This window comes from Paenibacillus prosopidis (assembly GCF_003337375.1).
Lineage (GTDB): Bacteria > Bacillota > Bacilli > Paenibacillales > Paenibacillaceae > Pristimantibacillus > Pristimantibacillus prosopidis.
The window spans coordinates 18709-43014 of the sequence record NZ_QPJD01000015.1 but is presented as its reverse complement, the minus strand read 5'-3'; the positions used below and the strand labels follow the sequence as shown (position 1 = coordinate 43014).

Sequence of the window (24306 nt, the reverse complement as noted above, 5' to 3'; positions counted from 1 at the left end):
TTTGCTTAATAAACTAAAAAAGCTGGACTGGGGAATTTTAATTATTTTATTGTTCCTCATGATTATCAGTACAGTTGTCCTTCACAGCGCCACAGCTAATTTCCCCCAATATGCCAGTTCAGACATGAGGCAGTTGTTATTTTACGCGGTTGGCTTCTCCATTGCCATTGCCGCTACACTGTTCGACTACCGTATCATTCTGAAAAGTTGGCATGTTTTATATGGCATTGGCGTTTCATTGCTAATTCTCGTCTATTTCTTCGGTGCAGTAATTAACGGTGCGAGAGGCTGGTTCAAATTGCCCGGAGGGTTTTCGTTTCAGCCTGCGGAAATTGTTAAAATCGTACTCATTATCGGAATCGCGTATATTATGGGAAGAAGGCAAGGCGATCGGCTTACGTTCTCACAGGATTTGCTGCCGGTTGGAGCATTTGCGTTTTTGCCGTTCATGCTCGTTATGATTCAGCCTGATCTTGGCAACGCTATTATATATTTGGTTATCGTGCTAGGCATGTTATGGATTGGCAACGTCAAATATTCACATGTGCTGGTTGGTCTTGCCGTCGTTATTGCCGGAATGGTCGTTTTCGTTACCCTATTCAATATGTTCAACCAAGAAATATATGATTATTTAGAAAATCAAGATAAGGAGCACTGGCATCAACGGATAAACACATTCATAAATCCTGAAGAGGCCTCTGCAGACGCAAGGCATCAATCGGAAAACGCTCAAATTGCGATTGGTTCCGGCGGCTTGAGCGGCGATGGCTATTTGCAAGGTGATATGAAAAATGGCGGCTTCATTCCGTATCCGTATTCGGACTCCATTTTCGTTGTCATCGGAGAAGAGTTCGGTTTCCAGGGCTCAGCCATTTTACTGCTGCTTTACTTTTTGCTCATTTACCGAATGATTGTGATCGCTTTCCAGTGCTATGATTTGCGGGCGTCGTTTATCGTTATCGGTATCGTGTCGATGTATGTGTTCCAGGTGTTTCAAAACATTGGGATGATGATCGGCATCATGCCGATTACCGGAATTACACTGCCGTTTATAAGCTATGGGGGCACTTCGCTCCTCCTTAACATGATGTCGATCGGACTCGTATTCAGCATTAAGGCGCATCAAGAGAAATATGAGCTGGCCGATTAACTGTATTTTAAATGAAGCGACAGCAGAGCTGTCTCAGAGCCGGATGTAATCCGTTCCCTGAGCAGCTTCTTTTTTTTGCAGAAGCCTTTCTCCGCATACTTGTCTTCCACTGCTCATATCCATGTATAAAGGAACAAGCTATCAGTAGTGATGATGGAAGCGGGGAGGAACAGCGATATGCAAACGAGAGATGGGGTAAAGCAGCGCAGACAGCAAAAAATAAAATCGTTGCTGGAACGGCAGCCGTCAGCAGCGCAAACGGAGGACATTTTCCCGGAGCCTGCAGATTCGTATAACCGTGCTTTTATTTATCCGGATGAGAGGGACGAGCTTGATCCCGAGGCCTTATGGAAAACAAATCCGAATCCTTGGGCAAGCTGGGGCGGGGATAGAGGTAACTTTGATAAACGGAGCTTCATAAAGGGACCGGAGCTGAGCAATAACAATGAACCGCCGCATAACCGAAAACGGAACTCCTTCCTTAAAGAGCTGCAATGGAAGCTTGCAATTGCTTTGTTGATGTTTGCAGCTGTGTGGGCGATCTTCCGTTACGATACGGAATGGACGCTGCAGGGACAAGCTCTCGTAAAGCAAGCGTTGACTGACGAGATCGATTTCACTGCTGCTGCTGCTTGGTACAGGGAAACGTTTGCTGGTGCCCCGTCTTTTATTCCTATTTTTGAGGAGGAACCTCAAACCGCAATCGGAGCGGACGGAACCGTTAAGCTGCCGATTGTATCACCTTTGCCGGATGGGTCGCTTGTTCGAACATTTGCGGAGCTGCTTAATGGAATAGAACTGGCAGGTACATCGGAGGAACAGGTGGTTGCCGCAGAAACGGGGCGCGTGCTGCAATTGACCGATCAGGATGAAAGCGGCAGTACGATTGTTATTCAGCATGCTAATCATCGTGTAACGGTATATGGCAAATTGGGCCAGACCGAGGTTCAAGTGAATGATTGGGTCGAGGCAGGCGATCCGATAGGCAAATTGTTAAAGTCGGAAGGTATGGAGCCGAGCCTGCTCTATTTTGCGGTGAAGCAAAATGATCAGTACATAGATCCTGTGGACGTGATACCGATTGATTAAATGGAAAGGAATAATTTGGTCGGTCCATCCTCTGTTCGTTATCATTATGCTCGGATCGGTCATTACAGGTTTTTTCGCCGAGCTGTTTACGTTGTTTTTGCTTGTATTGGTGCATGAGCTCGGTCATGTCATCGTCGCGCGCAGCCTAGGCTGGACCGTGCGTGAAGTAAAGCTTCTGCCCTTCGGTGGAGTGGTGGAGGTCGAAGAGGCTGGAGGGGTGCCGGCAAAGGAGGAAGCACTCGTAGCGATTGCAGGTCCGCTGCAAAACGTGTGGATGGGGCTTGCAGCGTGGGCTTGCGGTGAGCTTGGCTTATGGGCTCCGGAATGGTCGCAGTATGTTTGGAAGGCGAATCTGATGATAGGATTGTTTAATTTACTGCCCATTCATCCTCTAGACGGCGGTAAGCTGCTGCAGGCAGCGTTAAGCTATACGGTTAATTACTATAAAATGCTCATATGGTCTTCCCGCGTAAGCTTATTGTTTAGTGTATTGATGACCATCAGCTCACTTCTTCCGCTGTTCATTTATAAGGACGGAATACAGCTTAACCTGCTTATCGTCGGTCTATTTTTGCTGATGACAAATTGGACGTACTATCGGAATGTTCCCTATTTATTCTATCGGTTTTTGATGTATCGGGGACGTGTCGCCGTGCGGGCGATGACGAAGGGTGATTTGGCAAGTCCGATTATCGTTAGCGGCGGGCAATCTATTTTGTCGGTAGCCCGGCTGTTTCGAAGAGAGAGATATCATCTGATCTATATGGTTGAGTCAAGAAGCAAGGAAGTCAAGGTGCTGCCTGAGCAGAAAATTGTCGAAGATTGCTTGTCGGAAAATAATCCGAACCGTGCAGTATCGGAGCTTTTCAGGTAAAATAGATGAAAAGCGTACTGGCAGGTGATGTTCGGGGAATGAAGCAAATGTTGATGCACGTACATGGTGAAATGCTGCAAACTGCAGTACTTGAGAATGGCCGCTTAGTCGAATTTTTTATGGAGCGATCCAAAGCAAGCAGTTTGGTGGGCAACGTATACAAAGGCCGTGTCGTAAATGTGCTGCCTGGCATGCAGGCGGCTTTTGTTGATATTGGGTTATCCAAAAATGCTTTTCTGTATATCGATGAATTGCTTCATCCGCATTTGGACAAACAGCCCGAACATAAGCCGCTTATACAGGAGCTTGTCAGACCGGGGCAGGAGCTTATCGTTCAGGTAATGAAGGAACCGCTTGGCGGTAAAGGCGCGCGTGTGACGACACATTTTACACTGCCTGGACGCTGGCTTGTCTATATGCCCAGTTCTGACTATGTCGGCGTTTCGAAGAAAATTGGCAGCGAGAGCGATCGAACTCGCCTTCGTACAATTGGCGAAAAGCTGAGGCAAAATAAAGAGGGCATCATTTTGCGTACAGCGGCCGGGAGCGAGAGCGAGCTTTCGCTGCATGCCGATGTCTCACAGCTAAGAGAGCTTTGGCAAGCGATAGAGGGCCGCGGCAAGAAGGAGCATGCGCCCGCTGAGCTTCACCGCGAAGCTGGTCTTATGCACCGCGTCGTTCGCGATACGTTGACAGCTGATATGGATGAAATATGGATAGATGACGCAGTTCGCTATGAGGAGGCCTTATCGCTGCTGCAGGAAATGACCCCAAAGCTGCTTGAACGGCTAAAACGATATGAGAAGCTGTCTGGATCAGGTGTAAGCTTATTTGAAGCCTACCGGGTTTCGGAACAAATAGCCGCTGCATTTGAACGGCGCATTCCGCTGGAGAGCGGAGGCCATCTCATATGGGAAGAGACGGAAGCATTGACGGTAATTGATGTGAATACAGGCAAATTTACCGGTACATCTGATTTGGAGGATACCGTATTTCGCACGAACATGGAGGCGGCGGATGAAATAGCAAGATTGCTGCGGGTACGGGATGTCGGCGGTATAATTATTATAGATTTTATTGATATGGAACAAGAGAAGCATCGTGAGCAAGTCATGCACAGGCTTACCGATAAAGCCCGCAGTGATCAGACGAAATGCTCTATTTTAGGTTGGACAAGACTCGGTTTGCTCGAACTGACACGCAAGAAGGCCCGCGAGAACGCCGTCCAGCAGCTTTCAGAACGATGTGCGGGGTGCGGCGAAATTGTCAGACGAAATACATCGTTTAAATAGTTTAATTTTTATTCGATAAATAATTGATCTGATCTGCATAGTATGGTAAACTGTTTGGGTGTCTGTCTCGTACCTTGCGAGGAATGGGATGTACAAGTACCGCTCCGATTGGGTTTAGAAGCGTCTGCGGCGTCAGCCGTATACCACCTGAATTAGGCGAGTCTTCGAAAATAAGGAGGTGCACCAACTATGTTCGCAATTATTGAAACTGGCGGTAAGCAATACAAAGTTCAGGAAGGCGATGTAATCTACATCGAGAAACTGGACACAAACGCAGGCGAGAGCGTAACATTTGATCGTGTTTTGGCCGTATCCAAGGGTGAAGGTCTTGTGACTGGAACTCCTGTTGTTTCTGGCGCGTCGGTTTCCGGCAAAGTCGAGAAGCAAGGTAAAGGACAAAAGATCATCGTTTACAAATACAAAGCCAAAAAGAACTACCGTCGCAAGCAAGGTCATCGTCAACCGTTCACGAAAGTAACAATCGAGAAAATCCAGGCGTAAGAGGGATTTCATGATAACCGTTACGTTCGTACGGAGAGCCGCTGACAGACGGATCGTATCATTTGCTGTCGAAGGACATGCTAAATATGCGAAACCCGGCAAAGATATCGTATGCGCGGGTGTGTCGGCCATTTCGGTCGGCACCGTTAATGCAATCGAAGAGTTAGCAGGTACTGAGCTTCCTGCCGCTATGAAGAACGGCTGGCTGTCGTCGGATATTCCGACGCTGGCAGACGAAGAGGCGGATGGACGGATGCAGCTGCTGCTCGAATCGATGGCGGTTATGCTCGGCACAATTGCACAATCTTACGGCAAGCATGTCGTAATTCATGAACAGCTTCTTTGAGCTTACGCTTAAGGAAGCGGCTTTGCTTCAACAAACCTTTAAGAAGGAGGGAATCACTATGTTGAAACTGAATCTTCAGCTCTTCGCTTCGAAGAAAGGTGTAGGTTCCACGAAGAACGGACGTGACTCGCAGTCGAAACGTCTTGGGGCAAAACGCGCTGACGGTCAAACCGTATCGGCAGGAAGCATTTTGTTCCGCCAACGCGGAACAAAAATTCACCCGGGTACCAATGTAGGCATCGGTAAAGACGATACGCTTTATGCGAAAGTAGAAGGCGTAGTCAAGTTCGAACGTTGGGGACGCGAGCGCAAAAAAGTGAGCGTATACCCTGTTGAGCAGGCTCCGGTAGCCGCTGCAGTAGAAGCTTAATAGCAAAAAGTCCCGGCCTGCATCGTTAGGCCGGGTTTTTTATTTCAGCGCTGATGACCATGCGGCATTCGCATGATATACTGGATAAGCTAGGAAATACGAAGAAAGTGGGTTTAATCGATGGGACGCTTAACAACGGCGAAATATTACATAGCGGCAACTGTTTTACTGCCTTGTGCCGCTGTACTTATTTGGCCTTCTAAAGTGTGGTTAACTGCTGTCTTTCTCGTTTGGCTTATTGCTGCAGCGATTTACTGGATACGGACGGAACGGAAAGAGCATGCGCAGAGGACAGCGCGGACGATTTAATCGTTGCAAACATCGGCCATAAAAACACTCAATCATCATCGACATGACTGGATGAACGATCTGCAAGTCGTATATGGCTACATTCGGCTAAAGAAGTTGGATAAAACGATCGAATACGTGGAGAAAATAAGCGAACGGATGGCGATGGAGAGCAGTATATCAAAGCTTGGCGTACCCTCTCTTATTAGCTATATTCAGTCGTTTCGTACGATTTCGAATTCGCTGGAGCTTCAGGTAAAAATTAACGGCGATATTCATTTGAACGAAATAACGGCAGAAGCCGATCAAATAGCCGAAACGCTCATTCATACGATTAATGCCTATCGGTTTGCAGTGAAGACTAGCTACGGAAATGCTGCTGTTCTAACGCTGGAGCTGACACTGAATGATGATGCGCTATATGCGGCATTTTATTATCAAGGCGAATTAATGAATGAACAGCAATGGAAGCAAAAAATACAAAAGCAGTTGCAAGGCGCGCCTTTGCAGCCGGTCAACTTCGAGCAGCCTTATGCCAAGGTGCTGCTAAAGGCGGAAATGCGCGCTTGAACGGGGGCACAACATGTTTGTCGATAAAGCGAAGATTTTTGTGAAAGGCGGCGACGGCGGCGATGGTATCGTCTCGTTTCGCCGTGAGAAATATGTGGAACAGGGCGGGCCGGCAGGCGGCGACGGCGGACGCGGCGGCGACTTGATTTTTCAAGTAGACGAAGGACTGCGCACGCTGATGGATTTCCGTTATCAGAAGCATTTCAAGGCTGAGCGCGGCGAGCGCGGCAAAGTGAAGAGCATGCATGGTGCAGGTGCCGAGGATACAATCGTACGCATACCGCCAGGTACGATCATTATCGATGATGACACGCAGGAAATCATCGCCGATATGACGCGGCACGGTCAGCAGGTCGTTATTGCTAAGGGAGGACGCGGCGGACGCGGCAACACGCGCTTTGCTACTCCGACAAACCCGGCTCCGTACATTTCCGAGAACGGTGAAGAAGGTCAGGAGCGGTGGGTCGTCCTTGAACTTAAAGTAATGGCGGACGTCGGGCTGGTTGGTTTTCCGAGTGTCGGTAAATCAACGTTGCTTTCGGTTGTATCGGGAGCAAAACCGAAGATTGGTGCCTATCACTTTACGACGATAACGCCGAATCTTGGAGTCGTCGATGTCGGAGACGGACGCAGCTTTGTTATGGCCGATTTGCCGGGATTGATCGAAGGCGCGCATGAGGGCGTGGGACTCGGCCATGAGTTTCTTCGTCATGTTGAACGTACGCGTGTCATTATCCATGTCATTGACATGTCCGCATCCGAAGGACGCGATCCATTCGATGATTGGCTCAAAATAAATGCGGAGCTCGTGCTTTATAACGAGAAGCTGGCAGATCGTCCGCAAATTATTGCGGCTAACAAAATGGATATGCCGGAGTCGGAGGAGCAGCTCGAGCTGTTTAGGCAGCAGCTTGAAGAAGCGCGCGGCGATCGTGAATATGAGATTGTTCCGATCTCCTCGCTCACGAAGCAAGGCATCCAGGAGCTCTTGTACAAAGCGGCTGATGTGCTCGATACCGTATCTGAGCAGGTTGATATCGAAGAAGTGAAGGATGTTGAGGAACGGAAGGTTTATACCTACGAGAAGCGTGAAGAGACTACTTTCACCATCCATAAAGAAGATGAAGTGTTTGTCATTGAAAGCGCGGGAATCGATAAATTCATGAAGCGGATGAACTTGAATTCCTATGATGCGGTCATGCGTTTTGCGCGGATTATGCGGAAGATGGGTGTCGATGCTGAGCTTCGGAAGATGGGCGCCAAAGACGGCGACATGGTGCAAATTGGCGATTTTGCATTCGAGTTCTTTGAAGGCAGCGATTATAACCCGAATGGCTAGCGTTTAGCTTGCACATATGAATGACCGAAGACGGCGCAAGCCGTCTTTTCATTTTTCCTATTGCCCCGGGCCGTTTATTCCGATATAATGTCCACTATAGGTGAACAATTGTCTTTTTGAGGAGGACGTATAGTGATTAAGCGCTATTATGTCGTTCGGGAGGACATTTTACCGGAAGCGATAATGAAGACGATACAAGTAAAGGAGATGCTGAGTCGAGGAGAGGCGCTTACCGTTCATGAAGCGGTTGAACGCGCGGGCCTCAGCAGAAGCGCTTTTTATAAGTATAAGGATGGCGTTTATGCGTTAAATGAGCTGGAACGGGAACGGATCGCGACGATATCGATGGATTTGGAGCATCGATCGGGCGTGTTGTCGAACGTGCTCAGCATGGTAGCAAGCATGGAGGGCAATGTACTGACGATGAATCAGAGTATTCCGCTCCAAGGCTTTGCCAACGTCGTCATTTCCGTCGATATTTCGCAGCTTTCCGGGGAATTGTCATCGCTGGTCGAATTGCTTCGCAGCCAAGCTGGCGTACGTAAAGCTTCGGTCATCGGGCAAGGATAATAGGATAGATATAACGGAGGGAATATATGAAGCCGGTAAAAGTAGGTTTGTTAGGATTAGGAACAGTAGGTACAGGCGTCGTCCGCATTGTGGAGGGACATCAGGAGGATTTGCAAAGCCAGGTAGGTTCACCGATCGTTATTGAAAAGGTGCTTGTCCAAAACAAGAGCAAATCACGTAATATTTCGATTTCTTCAGATAAGCTGACAGAGGATCCGTGGGAAATTATCCGTCATCCCGACATTGATGTAATCGTTGAGGTGATGGGCGGCATCGCGCTTACGAAGGAATATATTTTGGAAGCACTCGAACGCGGCAAGCATGTTGTAACGGCAAACAAAGATTTAATGGCGCTGCATGGACCGGAAATTTTGGGAAAAGCGCAGGAGCACCGCTGCGACGTACTCTATGAAGCGAGCGTAGCCGGCGGCATTCCGATTATTCGTACGTTGGTCGAAGGCTTCTCCTCAGACCGTATTACGAAGATTATGGGAATTGTGAACGGAACGACTAATTTTATATTGACGAAGATGAGCCAAGAGGGCGCATCCTATGCCGATGTGCTTAAGGAAGCGCAGGAGCTTGGGTATGCCGAGTCGGATCCGACGTCGGATGTAGAAGGACTTGACGCAGCCCGCAAAATGACGATTCTTGCAACAATTGGGTTCCGTGCTAATGTAGCGCTCGAGGACGTATCCGTTCAAGGTATTTCATCTGTAAGCAAAGAAGATATTTTGTATGCCAAGCGACTTGGGTATGAAGTGAAGCTTCTCGGTATTGCAGAGCGTCAGGACGACCTTATCAGCATTAGCGTACAACCGACGATGGTTAAGCAATCCCATCCGATCGCATCCGTAAACGGCGTTTTTAATGCGGTTTATGTGTACGGTGAAGCGGTTGGAGAAACGATGTTTTATGGCGCAGGCGCAGGCGAGCTTCCAACTGCTACTTCGATTGTATCCGACCTGGTTGCCGTTGTGAAAAACCTGAAGCTTGGCGTTAACGGCATGCAAGGCAGTCTTGCTTACAAAGAGAAGAAGCTGAAAACCGACGAGCAAATTTCTTCGAAATATTTCTTGCTGCTTCAAGTGGCAGACCGTGCCGGTGTTCTGGCACGCATTACGCAAGTATTTGCTGACTTTGAGGTTAGCCTGGAGTCTGTTCTTCAGCAGCCAGCTCCTTCAAACCCCGAAGCCGAAATTATCATCATTACTCATGATGCGAATAAAGCAGCTATTCAAAAGGTGCTGGCAATGTTCGAATCGCTAGATGTCGTTCACAAAGTGAAGAGCGTTTATCGCGTTGAAGGTTAAGCGGCATGAATAATCGCAAAGTTATTGTAAAAATACCAGCAAGTACGGCAAATTTAGGCCCAGGCTTCGATACGCTCGGCATGGCGCTTTCGTTATATTCATGGATTGAGATGAGCGTGTCCGAAAGAACCGAAATTCAGCTTTTCGGCGATCAAATGAAAGGCTTGCCGAGAGACAAATCCAATTTAATCTATAAGGTCGCACAGCTTGTGTTCAAGGAAGCAGGCGTGTCCGTTCCGGAGCTGTTGATCTCGATGTATAGTGATATTCCGCTTACCCGTGGTCTCGGAAGCAGTGCATCGGCTATCGTAGGAGCGCTTGTTGCCGCCAATGCGTTAATCGGCAGCCCGCTAACGGATGACAAACTGTTCCAGATAGCGACTGCGCTGGAAGGGCATCCTGACAATGTAGGCGCTTCGTTGTTCGGCGGCATCGTCGTTTCCGCATGGGATGGCGAGCGTGCCGACTATGTGCGGATTGAGCCGCATCACAAGCTGGAGACGCTCGTTGCTATACCTGCGTTTCAGCTGTCAACGGAAAAGGCTCGTCACGCGCTGCCGGCGCAAATCAGTATGGCTGACGCCGTATTTAACGTCGGCCGCAGCTCTTTGCTCGTCGCCGCGCTTGCAAGCGGCGAGCTGGGAATCATACGACATGCGATGAAGGATCGCCTGCACCAGCCTTACCGTGCAGCATTGATTCCCGGCATGACAACGATTCTTGAGCGCGCGCACCAGTTCGGTGCGCTTGGAGCTGCGCTTAGCGGGGCTGGGCCGACGCTAATCGCTTTTGTCGATGCCGATTGCCCGGATAAAAAGGCACTGGAGAGGTTTTTGCTCGACACGTTGAAGATGGAAGGTATTGAAGCGGAAACGCTTTGGTTGTCACCGTGCGCTGAAGGGCCGGAAATTACGGTAGAGCAGCGTTCGGAGCAAACCTCCGGTTCGTTGCTGGACAGAATTAAAGGAGACGTTAAGGCATGAAGACGATTGCAGTATTACCAGCCGGCTCTGTATCGGATGAGGCGGCACGACATTTGTTCCGCGGGGAAGAGATTGACTGGAAGCATCACCGTCTTATTTCGGATGTTTTCTTGTCGACCGTAAACGGGATAAGCGATTACAGCATTATCCCGATTGAAAATACGATAGAGGGCTCCGTCAGCTTACATATGGACTGGCTCGTGCATGAAGTGGACATCCCGATTCAAGCGGAATGGGTATACCCGTCAATTCAAAACCTGATCGGGCGGCAATCCGAGCTGTTGAATGGGTCCGGCGAGCTCGATTACTCCCGTATTAAGAAAGTAATCAGCCATCCAGTAGCAATTGCCCAATGCTTGCAATTTTTGCGGACCCATCTACCGCATGCCGAAACCGAGCATGTGAGCAGTACAGCCGAAGGCGTTCGTATCGTTCGGAATAATCCGAATGCCGGGTGGGCGGCCATCGGAACGATGACAGCTGCGGCGAATGAAAGCCTTGATGTGTTAGCGCGCGGGATCACGGATCACGATAATAACTATACGCGTTTTTTGCTTGTCGGATCAGAGCCGTATACGGCCCGTCAATCGGATACGATGAAAACGAGCATATTAATAACGTTGCCTGAGGACTTTCCGGGAGCTCTGCATCAAGTGCTTTCTGCGTTTGCATGGCGGAAAATTAACTTGTCCCGCATAGAATCCCGTCCAACGAAGAAGAAGCTGGGCAATTACTATTTCTTTATCGATATCGATATGGCGCTGGATACGGTGCTGCTGCCCGCGGCTCTGCAAGAAATTGAAGCGCTCGGGTGCCAGGTTCGTATATTGGGCAGTTATCCTAGTTTTTCAGAAGATAAAATCTTATAGCTTTCGTTTAAGCGACATACTTTTTGGAGGTGTTGGAAAGGTCATGGCACAGCAATGTATCTACTTGAATGGTGATTATGTTTCGAAAGATGACGCTAAAATATCGGTTTACGATCACGGTTTTTTGTATGGCGATGGAATATTTGAAGGTATCCGGATATATAACGGCAATATTTTTAAATGCAAAGAGCATCTGAATCGACTTTATGATTCGGCAAAATCAATCATGCTCGATATCCCGCTGTCGCAAAGCGAGATGCAGGATGCGCTCGTTGAAACGATTCGCCGCAATGAAATGCGCGATGGCTACATCCGTCTTGTCGTGTCCCGCGGTCCTGGTAACCTGGGTCTTGATCCGAAGCGATGTCCGTCAGCATGGGTTATCATTATTGTAGAGCAGCTTGCCATATATCCGGAGGAAGCGTATCAGAGCGGGCTTGTGTCCGTATCGGTATCGCAGCGCCGTAATATTCCAGATGCACTTAATCCAAAAATTAAGTCGCTCAACTACTTAAACAACATTTTAGTGAAAATTCAAGCGAATTTGGCTGGTGTCGGTGAAGCTATTATGCTGAACTCGCAGGGCTACGTGGCTGAAGGATCGAGCGATAATATCTTTATCATTAAAAATGGTACCGTCTATACGCCGCCATGTTACGTTGGTGCCCTTGAAGGGATTACGCGTGCAGCCATTATGGAATTGTGTGCCGTACACGGGTACAATCTGAAGGAAGAGCCATTTACACTGCATGATGTATATGTTGCGGATGAAGTGTTCTTTACAGGGACGGCTGCTGAAGTAATTGCCGTACGTGAAGTAGACGGCCGGACAATTGGTTCAGGTCAAGCAGGTCCGATTACTACTCATTTACTTCAAGAATTCCGAAAAATTGTATCTGTAGACGGCGTAAAAGCATTCGATTAGCACGCAGAAGCATAGTAAAGCCGGGTTCGCTTAAAAAAAGTGAGCCTGGCTTTACTATTTTTTTTGTGAAAGTGGAGACACCCGCCCATATTCTGCATAGGATGTAAGGATTGATAGCAGGCAATTAACTATGCCTGGTTATTCAGAACGTGACAGGAGGGTATCAGCGAGTGAAAATTCATATGGTAAAAAAAGGCGATTCATTATACTTCATTGCTCAAAAGTATAATGTATCGATGGAAGAAATTTTAAAGCTGAATCCGGGGATTACGAATCCGGATGCCATCGATGTAGGCATGAAGCTGAAAATTCCGTCCAGCCATACGGGCGGATCGGGCGGGATGGACATCATGCATCAGCATGTGGTGAAGCAAGGGGATACGCTTTGGAAGCTGTCCAAAGCGTGGGGAGTACCGCTCGCTGATATGATTAAAGCGAATCCTCAGCTCAAAAATCCAAATGTATTGCTAACAGGCGAAATTGTCAACATTCCGAAAGTTGGCGGAGTAATGCCTGAAGCACCTGCTGCTCCGGGCACCGTAGGCGCACATTCGCTTCATCCTAGTTCTATTATGCAAAATGTGCAAGGATGGGTCGGGAAAATGGCTACGGCTCCGATACTTGGAAAAACGCCGACAGGACCTATTGCTGGCAAGACGCCTACTGCTCCCATAACACCTTTGGCAGAAGCTGCGCCAGCAGCGCCAATCGCACCACCGCAGGCGGCGCCTATTCAAGAGAAAAAGCCGACTGCTCCCATTGTGAAGCCTGTTGCACCAGCAGCAATTCCTGCTCCGAAGCCGATGGCAATTGAACCTGCTAAGAAGACGCTGCCGATTCAAAAACCGGTAGAGAAAAAGCAAGCTCCGATTCATGCCGAATACAAACCAAATGTCGATTTGTTTAAGCAGTACGGCATTCCGGCTACAGAAGCGTTGTCTTTGTATGATTTGCCCAAAGCACCAGAAGCTGTTTCTCCGGCAGCTAAGCATCCTACTTACGGTGGTTACGATTACGGTCAACCAATGACTATGCCTGCACAAACGGGCCATGGTTACGATTACGGTCAACCAATGACTATGCCTGCACAAACGGGCCATGGTTACGATTACGGTCAACCAATGACTATGCCTGCACAAACAGGTCATGGTTACGGCTATGGCTATGGAGAATGGCATCAGCCACCAGTACCATTCAGTAATACGGTGAGCCCGCTCGGCGAAGGAAACGATTCGTATGATTGCCCTCCGGGAACGGTCTTCGTTGGAAGCTATCCTTCTCCATCGACGATGCCTCTAGGCGCTGGACCGGATTGGGGCTACGGCAATCCAATGGTAAGCCCGCTGCAGCAAGGTTTTGGCGAGAATAACATGGTAGCGGGAGCATCCGCAATGCCTAACCAAGGAATGGTGTCTCCACTATCGGCCATGCCGAACCAGGGTATGGTGTCTCCGTATTCGGCCATGCCGAACCAGGGAATGGTGTCTCCGTATTCGGCCATGCCGAACCAGGGAATGGTGTCTCCGTATTCGGCCATGCCGAACGAGGGAATGGTGTCTCCGTATTCAGCCATGCCAAACCAGGGAATGGTGTCTCCGTATTCGGCCATGCCGAACCAAGGAATGGTGTCTCCGTATTCGGGCATGCCGAACGAGGGAATGGTGTCTCCGTATTCAGCCATGCCAAACCAGGGAATGGTGTCTCCGTATTCGGCCATGCCGAACCAGGGAATGGTAGCACCGTCTTACATTCAACCTGAAACAGGCTATGGATACGGTTCAAACCTTCCTCCTTATCCTTCCTATCCGGGGTGGCCTCAAACAGCAGGTGCAGGGGCATATGAGAAGGATTGCGGATGCCATGGAGATCGGACGGAGCAGACTTCCGTCAAGCTGGCAGATACAGAAACACCAAAGTCAGCCAAAACAGGCGTTCAACGCAAAAACACAAAAAAAGCGGTTATCCGCACGGTGAAGACACGTCAGAATAAAACGAGAAATCGTGGCAGCATGCCTTGGTTAAATAATTAATGCAATGAATCTAAGCTTCTGTTCTCTCCTGATGAGGGACGGAAGCTTATTTGTTGTTTTCGTGATTACAAAATTCGTTTGAATAATAATGCAATAATGGCGCACACTATCAAAAAATATAATGAAGGGGTCTTCCATATGACGGAATTCAGCCTTTGGAAAAATCTAAAAAAGCGTCTTCGCCGAAAACGCCGTCCGTTGTGGATGCTGGGTGGCATTCTGTTCTGCCTACTTGCCGGATGGTGTGCCGTTTCATATGCAGAGACGGTATACGCAGAAACGCCGAAACCGAATAACAATAACCAGAGCATCATTAAGACGCTGCAGCAGAAGCAAGGAACGCTAACCGTTAAGCTCCATCAGTTATATGTATGCGGTGAGGAGATGAGGCCGCTTGGCCGAATGATGACCGAGCAGATCGTACAGCTTCTGCTTGTGCATCCGGAATGGAATGCGACGATGGATAAAGACCAAAGCACGATACTTTTTGAGGAGCGAATCGATGACTTGTCCGAGCACTGCAAAGCGCATGCTTATATGGGAGTGGACAAAAAAGGGAATTTGACCCTTTACGACGGGGTTCCGAAAAAAGAAAAGGTTGTGCGCACCTTCTTCCAACTAGATGTGCGATATATGGAAAGCAGCCTGCCGCAGGATAAGCTGGACAAACTCTCGAGAGGTATTCGTATAAGTGATATTGATGAATACAACAGTGTTTTGTCGACATACAGCGACTATGCTATGGAACAAAACGAAAAAGTTATGAAACCAACATATTAGCATACGCAAATGAGCAGAGACCGTACATTAGATGTCGGTCTCTTTCATTTTGTGATTATCAAGCGAAATGTCAAACGCGCGTTCTCATTCACGCCAACATTTGCTATAATGGTTGGTATGCTTTCGAAGTAAGTATTACTTCGTAAAACTGGGAGTATGCTTACGAAGTAAGTTTTGCTTTACAAAACGAAGCGTATGCTTTCGAAGTAAGTTTTACTTCGTAAAACTTTTGAGGAGATGGCGGTTTGCGCGTTCTTGGTATTGATCCTGGTATTGCAATAGTTGGTTTTGGATTCATAGATAAAATCGGACATAAGCTCACACCCGTGCAATACGGTGCTATACAGACGGAAGCCCATACACCCTCAGAGCAGCGTTTGCTGCAAGTTTATGATTCTGCGGGCGCATTGATGGATAAATATAAGCCTGACGCCGTTGCTGTGGAAAAACTGTTTTTTAACCGGAATGTAACGACGGCATTTGATGTAGCTCAGGCTAGGGGCGCTATTATTTTGGCTGCTGCGCAGCGTGGCTTGACAATCGGGGAATATACGCCGCTTCAGGTGAAGCAGGCGGTTGTAGGCTACGGCAAAGCAGAGAAGAAGCAAGTGCAAGAAATGGTCAAAGTCTTTCTGAAGCTTTCAGCCGTGCCGAAGCCTGACGATGTTGCCGATGCGCTTGCGGTAGCCATTTGTCATGCCCATTCTGCCGTATTGACTCAGAAAATTAACGAGGTGAAGCGTTCGTGATCGATTTTTTAAGAGGACTTGTCGTTCATTTAGAATCCGAATATATCGTTATGGACGTAAGAGACACGGGCTATCGGGTGTTTACGCCTAATCCGTATGCGTTTGCCAAAAAAGAAGAGCCGGTAATCATTTATATTCATCATCACGTACGCGAGGATGCTATTTTATTATTCGGATTTGAAACGCGGGAGGAGCAGACGCTGTTCCGTAAACTGCTGGAGGTGTCCGGCATAGGACCGCGCGTCGCTTTGGGCATTTTGTCGGGTGGACGGCCAGATGCGGTAATTGCCGCCATTCAGCAGGAAAACATCGCATTTCTGACTAAGCTGCCAGGCATTGGGAAGAAGACCGCCCAGCGGATGATTCTCGACTTGAAGGACAAGCTGATCGGAGCAGGGCTAGACGGCGGCTTGCTGACTGCTGCAGGCGTTGCCCTAGATCTATCATCCAGCGGCAGCACGGGACAGGGTGCCGGTACCGCATGGCAGGAAGCGCGCGAGGCGCTTGCTGCACTCGGCTACACAGCGGCAGAACTGGACCGCGCATGGAACGGCCTGCAGACGAGCGTAACAGCCGAGGAAACGGTAGATTCATTGATGAAGCGGGCGTTGCAGCAGCTGTTTAAAGGCTGACGGAGGGAGATGAACGAAGGATGGACGATAGAATCATTTCCGCCAACCTAATGATGGAAGACCAAGCGGTAGAGCTAAGCCTGCGTCCCCGTTATTTGGCCGAGTATATTGGGCAGACGAAGGTCAAGGATAACCTGAAGATCTATATCGAAGCCGCAAAAATGCGCAAGGAAGCGCTTGATCATGTACTGCTTTACGGTCCGCCAGGACTCGGGAAAACGACACTTTCGAATATTATTGCGAATGAGCTCGGTGTTAATCTTCGAACTACGTCAGGTCCTGCCATCGAACGTCCGGGCGATCTTGCTGCTTTGCTAACCAATTTACAAGAGGGCGATGTGCTGTTTATCGATGAGATACACCGGCTGCACCGCACCGTAGAAGAAGTATTGTACCCGGCTATGGAAGACTTTGCGCTCGACATTATGATCGGTAAGGGACCAAGCGCCCGTTCGGTCAGACTCGATCTGCCTCCGTTCACCTTAATCGGTGCTACTACGCGGGCAGGTCTGCTTTCAGCACCGCTGCGGGATCGCTTCGGTGTCGTAAGCCGTCTTGAGTTTTACAATATCGACGAGCTTGCATTTATCGTGTCACGCACATCCGAAATTTTGAATGCCAGCATTGTTGGGGAAGCGGCTTCTGAGATCGCGATGCGTTCACGCGGTACGCCGCGAATAGCGAATCGTCTGCTAAAGCGGGTTCGCGATTTTGCGCAGGTTCGCGGCGATGGTGTGATTACGCATGATATCGCCCGTTCAGCGTTGGAGCTGCTGCAGGTCGATCCAAAGGGGCTTGATAGTATTGACCACAAAATGCTGTACGCCATGATGACCACCTTTGCCGGCAGGCCTGTCGGACTGGATACGATAGCAGCGACAATTGGCGAGGAAAGCCAGACCATTGAAGACGTGTACGAACCCTATTTAATGCAAATCGGATTTTTGCAGCGAACGCCGCGCGGACGTATTGCAACCGAAAACGCCTATCGTCATCTTGGTTTGCCTATGCCGGGGAGGTAGGTGCTCATGTGCGCGAAAGCTGCCTTGTCTTCCGAGACACTTTATGTCGTATATGATGGACAATGCAATCTGTGCTTGGCTTCTGTAGCGAAGCTGAAGGAGCTTCCAACATCTGCGGCACTTCAATTTGTGCAGATTCAACAAATCGAGCTTACGGACGGCAATCAGCCTATCGTTCCCGGTCTTCATCAGGTGAAACGCGAGGCGCTGTATGACAAAATGCATGTTACAGATGAGCAAGGCAGGCTGTTTGCAGGCGCAGACGGGGTTATCCGAATATTGCGAACCGTGAAGGGGCTCCGGTGGCTCTCCGCATTTTACCGGATACCGGGAATGAAACGGCTGGCCGATTGGATGTATCGCTACGTAGCGAATCGAAGATATGATTGGTTTGGATCAACCGGGCAAAGCTGCTCGATTAACGGGTGCGAGCGGTTGCCAGACAGAGGGGAGAAATACAAACATGGCAATTAAAAGGTCGATTAAGCGTTTAATCTTTTTGACCTTATCTATTTTAATGCTTGTTTCAGCCTGGACGGCTTCGCCCTCAAGAGCGGCGGTGCCGAAGCTGGATCAAATCCGGGTCGCGATATTTATGCAATTACCTGGGAAATATGTCGATACAACGGCTGCTGCGACATTCTCGTCAGCAGGCGGCATGAATGTCGGCTTAAGGCAGCCGGACGGAATTCATAATTGGTTTAGCGTTGCGGCAGCTGCACAAATTCGTTTTGCTGCTGAAGATTATAAGGTCAATGTATTTGAATCGACTAATTTCTCCTCTGCTTTGGCTGTTTATAAAAGAATTCAAACTGCTAAAGGGGCAGGATACCTGACTTCGATTGCCAAAAACGGAGCTATCGTATATCAAGTTTTAGAAGGTACATATAATACAGCCGCTGATGCAACTGCTGCACAAAGCAAATGGACGGCTGACGGCGAGCTGTCAAAGCTAGCCGGTGGATTCAAACCGGTGCTTCAAGGTCCTCTTCACCTCGAAAGCGCGCCGCTTGCGAGTAAAGCGGACGCAGCAGCAGCTGCGAGCTCCTTCGGTGCGGCAGGCATCGATGCATTTGTAGCTGTACGTTCGCTGCAAAATGGCGTTGTCAGCTATTCCGTTATGGTAGGAGCTGCCGTGACTGATGCCGAGCTCCAAATCATTAAAGCAGCAGCGGCAAAAGCGCCAGGCGGAAGCAGCTTGAAGGAAGCTGATCCGCAATCCGCCTATTTGCTCATTAGGAATGATCACTCGCTAAGCGCTAAAGCGGAAAGCAGCTCAGAGCTGTATACGTTTGCCGGCAGTGACACGAAAGTATCGGTATCGCCCGCTGCCGCTGATCCGATCAAGCTGACTGAAAGGAGCAACCGCACCTATCGCGGACTGTTTGAGCTTAGTGAACTTAACGGCCGTATGGCTGTTATCAATGAGCTTCCTTTCGAGCAATACTTATATTCCGTTGTCGGAGTAGAGATGTATCCGACATGGCCTTCTGAAGCTTTGAAGGCTCAGGCGGTAGCCGCCCGTTCCTACGCGTTAAACAAGGGCTTCGGATTCCAGATCGCACATGTCGTCGATACAACATTAAGCCAGGCTTATTACGGAACAGGCTCGGAGCGTCCGACAACAATAGCCGCCGTCAACGAAACGGAAGGCGAAGTTGCGTTATACGAAGGTAAAGTTATCGAGGCATTATTCTCTGCAAATGGCGGAGGCATTACGGCTGATGCAAAAGAAATTTGGAACAACTCAATTGCTTACTTACAATCTGTCAAAAGTCCGGATGCTTCATCAGAAGCAGGACTTCACTATTGGTATAGAGTCGTTCTCCCGAGCGGAGCAATCGGTTATATTCGCGATGATTTACTCGATGAAACGGGTCAAACGACGGCAGCTGGCAGCCGTATCATGCAAGTAAACACGAATGGTACAAAGGTGCGCAAGCATCCGCTTATCCAAGACGCCGTTCCTCTAATTGCTCAAGCGGACATAGGGACAAAAGTTGTTGTAATAGAGAAAACCATTGAATCCAATTCAATGTCCTGGGTTCGCGGCCCTTATTCACCGCAAGAGATGCTAACCGCTATGAATGTAAGGTTGAAGACGAAGCTATCTGGACCAGTAAATACGATTGAAGTAAGCCAGCGTGGTCCTTCAGGACGGGCAACTGAAATCCTGGTTAATGGGCAAGTACTGCTCGTGGATAAACCGGATGCGCTGCGCGGGACGTTAGGGGTACAAGGCTCGCTGCCAAGCACGTTGTTTAAAATCGACGAAACGGCTAAGGTCGTCATGCTTGGCGCAGGCTCATCAACTCGAACAAAGCCGAGGGATAGTCAGCCTGTCTATACGATTGGCGCAGGCGGTAAAGTAGAAGAAGCATCGAATGCGAACCTATTTATACTAGATGGGGACGAGAATGTACGAGCAGCAACGAAGGAGCCGTCGTTCCGTTTTGTCGGTACCGGTAACGGGCATGGGGTCGGTCTTTCGCAATACGGAGCGCTAAGCCTTGCACAGCAAGGGTATGACTATCAATATATTTTGAAATACTACTACAAAGATGTAACCATCGCTAAGGAATGATTGATACGATATGAACGTAGATTGGTTCGATTTTGAATTGCCGGAACGTTTAATTGCACAGACGCCGCTTCCGGATCGGACGGCGTCCAGACTGCTTGCCTTAAACAAGCATACAGGGGAAATAACGCATAACACTTTTACCGATTTGGAGCAGCTTGTTCAGGCAGGAGATGTACTCGTATTGAACAATACGAGAGTTATTCCCGCAAGGCTGACTGGTATGAAGAGTGATACCGGAGCGAAAATCGAGCTGCTGCTTCTAAAGCAGCTTGGCGATGACCGCTGGGAGGCGCTCGGAAAGCCGGCCAAACGATTAAAAGCAGGAACAGCACTTTCGTTCGGAGATGATGGTAACGGTAATCCGCTGCTGCGCGCTGTCATTGAGCAGGAAGGCGAAATGGGCGGCCGGACGATTCGATTTGAGTATGAAGGGATATTTCAAGAGCTGCTGGACCGCCTGGGAGAAATGCCATTGCCTCCGTACATTAAAGAACGGCTTGAAGAGCGGGAGCGGTATCAAACCGTTTATTCCCGTCACGCCGGCTCTGCAGCTGCGCCAACAGCGGGCCTGCATTTTACGGATGAGTTTCTGCAAAGGCTTCAAGCAAAAGGCGTTAAGCTTGCTTACGTCACACTGCATGTAGGCTTGGGCACCTTTCGTCCGATGTCCGTAGAGCTGGTCGAAGAACATGAAATGCATGCGGAATATTATGAGCTGGATGAGCACAATGCGCAAATCCTAAATGAAGCCAAACAGAGCGGTGCCCGTATTATCGCGGTAGGGACGACATCATCGCGAACGCTCGAAACGGTGGCTGCACGTTTTGAAGATCAGCCTATACAGGCATGTAACGGCTGGACCTCTATCTTTATTTTTCCGGGGTACAAGTTTAAGCTTGTTAATGCGCTGCTCACTAATTTTCATTTGCCAAAGTCAACACTCGTTATGCTCGTTAGCGCTCTCGCCGGACGGGACGCTGTCATGCGGGCATATGAAGAAGCGATTGCGAAAGAATATCGTTTTTTCAGCTTCGGCGATGCGATGTTTATTTACTAATTAGGAATAGGAAGCGTGAAATGTGGCTGTAAAATACGAATTAATTAAACAATGCAAGCAATCGGGAGCGCGTTTAGGACGCGTTCACACTCCGCACGGCGTTATTGAAACGCCTGCTTTTATGCCGGTAGGAACGCAAGCTACTGTTAAAACGATGAGTCCGGAAGAACTTAAGACGATGGATGCCCATATTATTTTGAGCAACACGTATCATTTATTTCTTCGTCCGGGCCACGACATCGTAAAGGCGGCTGGCGGGCTTCATAAATTTATGAACTGGGACAGACCGATCCTTACGGATAGCGGCGGCTTTCAAGTATTCAGCCTCAGTGAAATGCGCAAAATTACCGAGGAGGGCGTTCATTTCCGGTCCCATCTAAACGGAGACAAGAAGTTTCTGTCGCCCGAAGTAGCGATGGAGATTCAGAATGCGCTCGGCTCAGACATTATGATGGCATTTGACGAATGTCCGCCCTTTCCTGCGGAGCACGAATATGTTAAAAAATCGCTTGAACGGACGACCCGTTGGGCGGAACGGTGCCTGGAGGCGCATGCCAGACCGCATGATCAAGGCTTGTTCGCGATCGTTCAAGGCGGAATGTACAAAGATTTACGCATTCAGAGCGCAAATGATTTGACTTCCATGGATTTCCCGGGGTATGCTATTGGTGGACTGAGCGTAGGCGAGCCTAAGCATTTGATGTATGAGGTGCTAGATTATACGGTTCCTATATTGCCTGCGGCCAAACCCCGCTATTTAATGGGGGTAGGTTCTCCGGATGCGTTGATAGATGGCGCTATCCGCGGCATCGATATGTTCGATTGCGTGCTCCCGACACGGATCGCCCGTAATGGGACAACGATGACGAGCCAAGGCAGATTAGTTATTCGCAATGCGAAATACGCCGAAGATTTCGGACCTTTGGATCCAGAGTGCTCATGCTATACGTGCACGAACTATTCGAGGGCATATATCCGGCATTTAATAAAAGCGGATGAGACGTTCGGCATGCGGCTGACGACTTATCACAACTTGCATTTCCTGCTTCAACTCATGCGGGACGTCCGGCAAGCGATTTTGGAGGACCGGCTGCTTGATTTCCGGGATTCCTTCTTCACTAGCTACGGCCTGTTCGATAATGAGAAAGGGTTTTGAAAGGGGGGATTTCGATGTGGCTATTAGCAACTGAAACCGGAGCTACAAATAACATCTTCGGGATGATTTGGCCTTTTGTCCTTATGTTCGCGGTATTTTATTTCCTGCTTATCCGTCCGCAGCAGAAAAAACAAAAGACACGTACTGCTATGTTAAACCAGTTGAAAAAAGGCGATAAAATTTCAACAATTGGCGGTTTGCACGGAACTGTTGTGGAGCTGACCGATGACACGGTTGTGCTTCGCGTCAACGATACGACAAAAATGACGTTCGAACGCAGCGCAATCAATACCATCATTACTTCTGCGCCAACAGCAACTGAGTAATAGAAGCAATGGATAAAAAAACGGCTGACATACTTGTTATGTCAGCCGTTTTTCTCATTTTTTAAGGTTTACGCCTATCATGCCGCCGAAAGCGCCGGATAGAAGAGCAGCTCCCAAAAGCGCTGCACTGTGCCACGATAACGAGGCATCCGACGCCAAGAAGCTAATGATGATTACGATTGCTGCATACAATAATCCGAGGATGGAGCCATTGTACCAGCCTTTGGAATCTGAACGTCTGCCTGCTGTGAGGCCGCCTGCTAAAGAGGCAGCGGCATGAACAATGAGTGCGTATGTTGATAAGCTGCTTTCCTTCATTTCTGTGAAATGCAAAAGTAGTGATAGCAGCAGTGCGCCTGCTGCCAGCCAAATGATTGAAAAAAGCACTCCGGCAAGTAAAGGTGAAGCGATTAAAGGCGGTTTAGGAGCTTGTTTAACCGAACTCATCAAATTCCCCCCAGTAAGATGAACGTAATACTAATCCATATGGTCAAGCTGGGTGGAATAGTACAACTATACGCCGAAGTGTACATGTATTTATTTTACCGTTGCAGATGGATTGCCATATATTCGTGTACCATTCCTCGTATGATGTGACCAGCCGCAGGTCAGAATAGCTGTACGGACAAATACAGTTGACATTCAGCTGATATGACAAGTCGAGGAGGGGGTTTCCGTTGGAGTTTTGGGGCCTGTTGATCCGGACGGTGATCATATATTTCGTCGTATTTCTGATCATGCGCTTTATGGGTAAGCGGGAGATCGGTAAGCTATCCGTGTTTGACCTTGTTATTTCAGTCATGATCGCAGAGATTGCCGTTATTGTGCTTGAAGATATGGAACGATCGATGTGGGAAGGCATTTTGCCAATGGCCTTTCTGCTGCTTATTCAATTGGGAATCGCCTTTATGACAATGAAAAGCCGTAGAATTCGGCTATTGTTTGACGGTAAGCCAAGCGTTATTATTGACAATGGGAAATTAAACAGTGACGTTATGCGCAAGCAGCGTTATAACTTAGATGATTTAATGCTTCAGCTTCGGGAAAACAAAATCAACACCGTATCGGATGTAGAGTTTGCGATATTGGAAACGAGCGGCAAGCTATCTGTCATACAGAAGGAGAAATCGGGCGCTTCAAATGAGATGGACTCGGAAAGCGGAGGATCAGAAGCCTTTGGGACGGAACAAAAGTTAAAGCCTTACGGCAAGTCAAACATAATTCCGCCAAAGTACCGGTTTGAAATTTTACCGATTCCGCTCATTATGGATGGCAAGGTTCAGGATGAAAATTTAGAGAAGCTTGAGAAAACGCGGTTTTGGCTTAAAAACGTACTGCAGGAGGAAGGCGTTAAGGACTTCAAGGACGTATTCTTTTGCACGATTGATCATAAGGGTAGACTGTTTGTCGATTTACAAAATAAAAAACCGCGTTTTTAAGAAGGGGGAAATCCCTATCCCTTCCTTGAACGCGGTTTTTCATTTTTGAATA

27 protein-coding genes and 1 other annotated feature are annotated in these 24306 nt (G+C 48.6%); of the genes, 26 read left to right on the top strand and 1 reads right to left on the bottom strand.

Annotated features, from left to right (window positions below; all coding sequences use genetic code 11):
• Position 1: 1 nt before the first annotated feature.
• The 25 genes from DFP97_RS21845 (at position 2) to yajC (ending at position 22815) form a co-directional block, all read left to right on the top strand.
• Positions 2-1150 carry an FtsW/RodA/SpoVE family cell cycle protein gene (locus DFP97_RS21845; protein WP_114382324.1) on the top strand — a complete coding sequence of 383 codons (1149 nt, stop codon included), beginning with the start codon at positions 2-4 and terminating at the stop codon, positions 1148-1150.
• Positions 1151-1327: 177 nt separating this feature from the next.
• Positions 1328-2239 carry a M23 family metallopeptidase gene (locus DFP97_RS21840; protein ID WP_181873622.1) on the top strand — a complete coding sequence of 304 codons (912 nt, stop codon included), beginning with the start codon at positions 1328-1330 and terminating at the stop codon, positions 2237-2239.
• Positions 2232-3113, top strand: a complete 882-nt coding sequence (locus DFP97_RS21835; RefSeq protein ID WP_114382320.1) for a M50 family metallopeptidase — start codon at positions 2232-2234, stop codon at positions 3111-3113. The genes DFP97_RS21840 and DFP97_RS21835 overlap by 8 nt, the downstream gene beginning before the upstream one ends.
• A gap of 38 nt (positions 3114-3151) precedes the next feature.
• Positions 3152-4405, top strand: a complete 1254-nt coding sequence (locus DFP97_RS21830) for an Rne/Rng family ribonuclease (protein ID WP_245976513.1) — start codon at positions 3152-3154, stop codon at positions 4403-4405.
• Between the two features lie 84 nt (positions 4406-4489).
• Positions 4490-4579 (top strand) — a sequence feature (ribosomal protein L21 leader region).
• A gap of 15 nt (positions 4580-4594) precedes the next feature.
• A complete protein-coding gene (gene rplU, locus DFP97_RS21825; RefSeq protein WP_114382319.1) occupies positions 4595-4906 on the top strand; it encodes a 50S ribosomal protein L21 in 312 nt (103 codons plus the stop codon).
• A 10-nt stretch (positions 4907-4916) separates the two neighbouring features.
• Positions 4917-5252 (top strand): ribosomal-processing cysteine protease Prp, encoded by a 336-nt coding sequence (locus tag DFP97_RS21820; protein ID WP_114382317.1) that lies wholly within the window; start codon positions 4917-4919, stop codon positions 5250-5252.
• 58 nt (positions 5253-5310) lie between these two features.
• Complete coding sequence (gene rpmA, locus DFP97_RS21815) at positions 5311-5622, top strand: 50S ribosomal protein L27 (protein WP_114382562.1); 312 nt, start codon at positions 5311-5313, stop codon at positions 5620-5622.
• Positions 5623-5742: 120 nt separating this feature from the next.
• Positions 5743-5931: a hypothetical protein gene (locus tag DFP97_RS21810; RefSeq protein ID WP_114382315.1), complete on the top strand. Its 189-nt coding sequence runs from the start codon at positions 5743-5745 to the stop codon at positions 5929-5931.
• A 3-nt stretch (positions 5932-5934) separates the two neighbouring features.
• A complete protein-coding gene (locus DFP97_RS21805; RefSeq protein ID WP_114382313.1) occupies positions 5935-6480 on the top strand; it encodes a Spo0B domain-containing protein in 546 nt (181 codons plus the stop codon).
• Between the two features lie 13 nt (positions 6481-6493).
• Positions 6494-7819 (top strand): GTPase ObgE, encoded by a 1326-nt coding sequence (obgE, locus tag DFP97_RS21800; protein ID WP_114382312.1) that lies wholly within the window; start codon positions 6494-6496, stop codon positions 7817-7819.
• A 132-nt stretch (positions 7820-7951) separates the two neighbouring features.
• The gene (locus DFP97_RS21795; RefSeq protein WP_114382310.1) at positions 7952-8389 is read left to right on the top strand and encodes an ACT domain-containing protein; all 438 of its coding nucleotides are present in this window, start codon (positions 7952-7954) and stop codon (positions 8387-8389) included.
• Between the two features lie 26 nt (positions 8390-8415).
• Entirely contained in the window at positions 8416-9702 is a 1287-nt protein-coding gene (locus DFP97_RS21790; protein WP_114382309.1) for a homoserine dehydrogenase, read from the top strand.
• 5 nt (positions 9703-9707) lie between these two features.
• Positions 9708-10685, top strand: a complete 978-nt coding sequence (thrB, locus tag DFP97_RS21785; protein ID WP_114382308.1) for a homoserine kinase — start codon at positions 9708-9710, stop codon at positions 10683-10685.
• Positions 10682-11554, top strand: a complete 873-nt coding sequence (pheA, locus tag DFP97_RS21780; protein ID WP_114382307.1) for a prephenate dehydratase — start codon at positions 10682-10684, stop codon at positions 11552-11554. The genes thrB and pheA overlap by 4 nt, the downstream gene beginning before the upstream one ends.
• 43 nt (positions 11555-11597) lie before the next feature.
• The gene (ilvE, locus tag DFP97_RS21775; RefSeq protein ID WP_114382306.1) at positions 11598-12479 is read left to right on the top strand and encodes a branched-chain-amino-acid transaminase; all 882 of its coding nucleotides are present in this window, start codon (positions 11598-11600) and stop codon (positions 12477-12479) included.
• A gap of 170 nt (positions 12480-12649) precedes the next feature.
• Positions 12650-14509, top strand: a complete 1860-nt coding sequence (locus tag DFP97_RS21770; RefSeq protein ID WP_114382305.1) for a LysM peptidoglycan-binding domain-containing protein — start codon at positions 12650-12652, stop codon at positions 14507-14509.
• Between the two features lie 138 nt (positions 14510-14647).
• Positions 14648-15289 (top strand): BofC C-terminal domain-containing protein, encoded by a 642-nt coding sequence (locus tag DFP97_RS21765; protein ID WP_181873621.1) that lies wholly within the window; start codon positions 14648-14650, stop codon positions 15287-15289.
• A 245-nt stretch (positions 15290-15534) separates the two neighbouring features.
• Positions 15535-16038, top strand: a complete 504-nt coding sequence (ruvC, locus tag DFP97_RS21760) for a crossover junction endodeoxyribonuclease RuvC (protein WP_114382303.1) — start codon at positions 15535-15537, stop codon at positions 16036-16038.
• Positions 16035-16670, top strand: a complete 636-nt coding sequence (ruvA, locus tag DFP97_RS21755) for a Holliday junction branch migration protein RuvA (protein ID WP_114382302.1) — start codon at positions 16035-16037, stop codon at positions 16668-16670. Before ruvC ends, ruvA begins: the two co-directional genes overlap by 4 nt.
• A 20-nt stretch (positions 16671-16690) precedes the next feature.
• A complete protein-coding gene (ruvB, locus tag DFP97_RS21750) occupies positions 16691-17692 on the top strand; it encodes a Holliday junction branch migration DNA helicase RuvB (RefSeq protein WP_114382301.1) in 1002 nt (333 codons plus the stop codon).
• Positions 17693-17698: 6 nt separating this feature from the next.
• Positions 17699-18166, top strand: coding sequence for a thiol-disulfide oxidoreductase DCC family protein (locus DFP97_RS21745; protein ID WP_114382300.1), 468 nt, complete (start codon positions 17699-17701; stop codon positions 18164-18166).
• On the top strand, positions 18156-20276 hold the full coding sequence (locus tag DFP97_RS21740; protein WP_114382299.1) for a SpoIID/LytB domain-containing protein: 2121 nt from the start codon (positions 18156-18158) through the stop codon (positions 20274-20276). Before DFP97_RS21745 ends, DFP97_RS21740 begins: the two co-directional genes overlap by 11 nt.
• A 10-nt stretch (positions 20277-20286) precedes the next feature.
• Positions 20287-21333 (top strand): tRNA preQ1(34) S-adenosylmethionine ribosyltransferase-isomerase QueA, encoded by a 1047-nt coding sequence (queA, locus tag DFP97_RS21735; protein WP_114382298.1) that lies wholly within the window; start codon positions 20287-20289, stop codon positions 21331-21333.
• Positions 21334-21355: 22 nt separating this feature from the next.
• Positions 21356-22489, top strand: a complete 1134-nt coding sequence (gene tgt / locus DFP97_RS21730) for a tRNA guanosine(34) transglycosylase Tgt (protein ID WP_114382297.1) — start codon at positions 21356-21358, stop codon at positions 22487-22489.
• Positions 22490-22503: 14 nt separating this feature from the next.
• Entirely contained in the window at positions 22504-22815 is a 312-nt protein-coding gene (gene yajC / locus DFP97_RS21725) for a preprotein translocase subunit YajC (RefSeq protein WP_114382296.1), read from the top strand.
• 54 nt (positions 22816-22869) lie between these two features.
• On the opposite strand, the gene DFP97_RS21720 is transcribed toward yajC, so the two are convergent.
• Positions 22870-23262 (bottom strand): TIGR04086 family membrane protein, encoded by a 393-nt coding sequence (locus DFP97_RS21720; RefSeq protein WP_114382295.1) that lies wholly within the window; start codon positions 23260-23262, stop codon positions 22870-22872.
• Between the two features lie 230 nt (positions 23263-23492).
• Between DFP97_RS21720 and DFP97_RS21715 the strand changes: the two genes are divergently transcribed.
• Positions 23493-24254 carry a YetF domain-containing protein gene (locus DFP97_RS21715; RefSeq protein ID WP_114382294.1) on the top strand — a complete coding sequence of 254 codons (762 nt, stop codon included), beginning with the start codon at positions 23493-23495 and terminating at the stop codon, positions 24252-24254.
• The last annotated feature ends 52 nt before the right edge of the window (positions 24255-24306 follow it).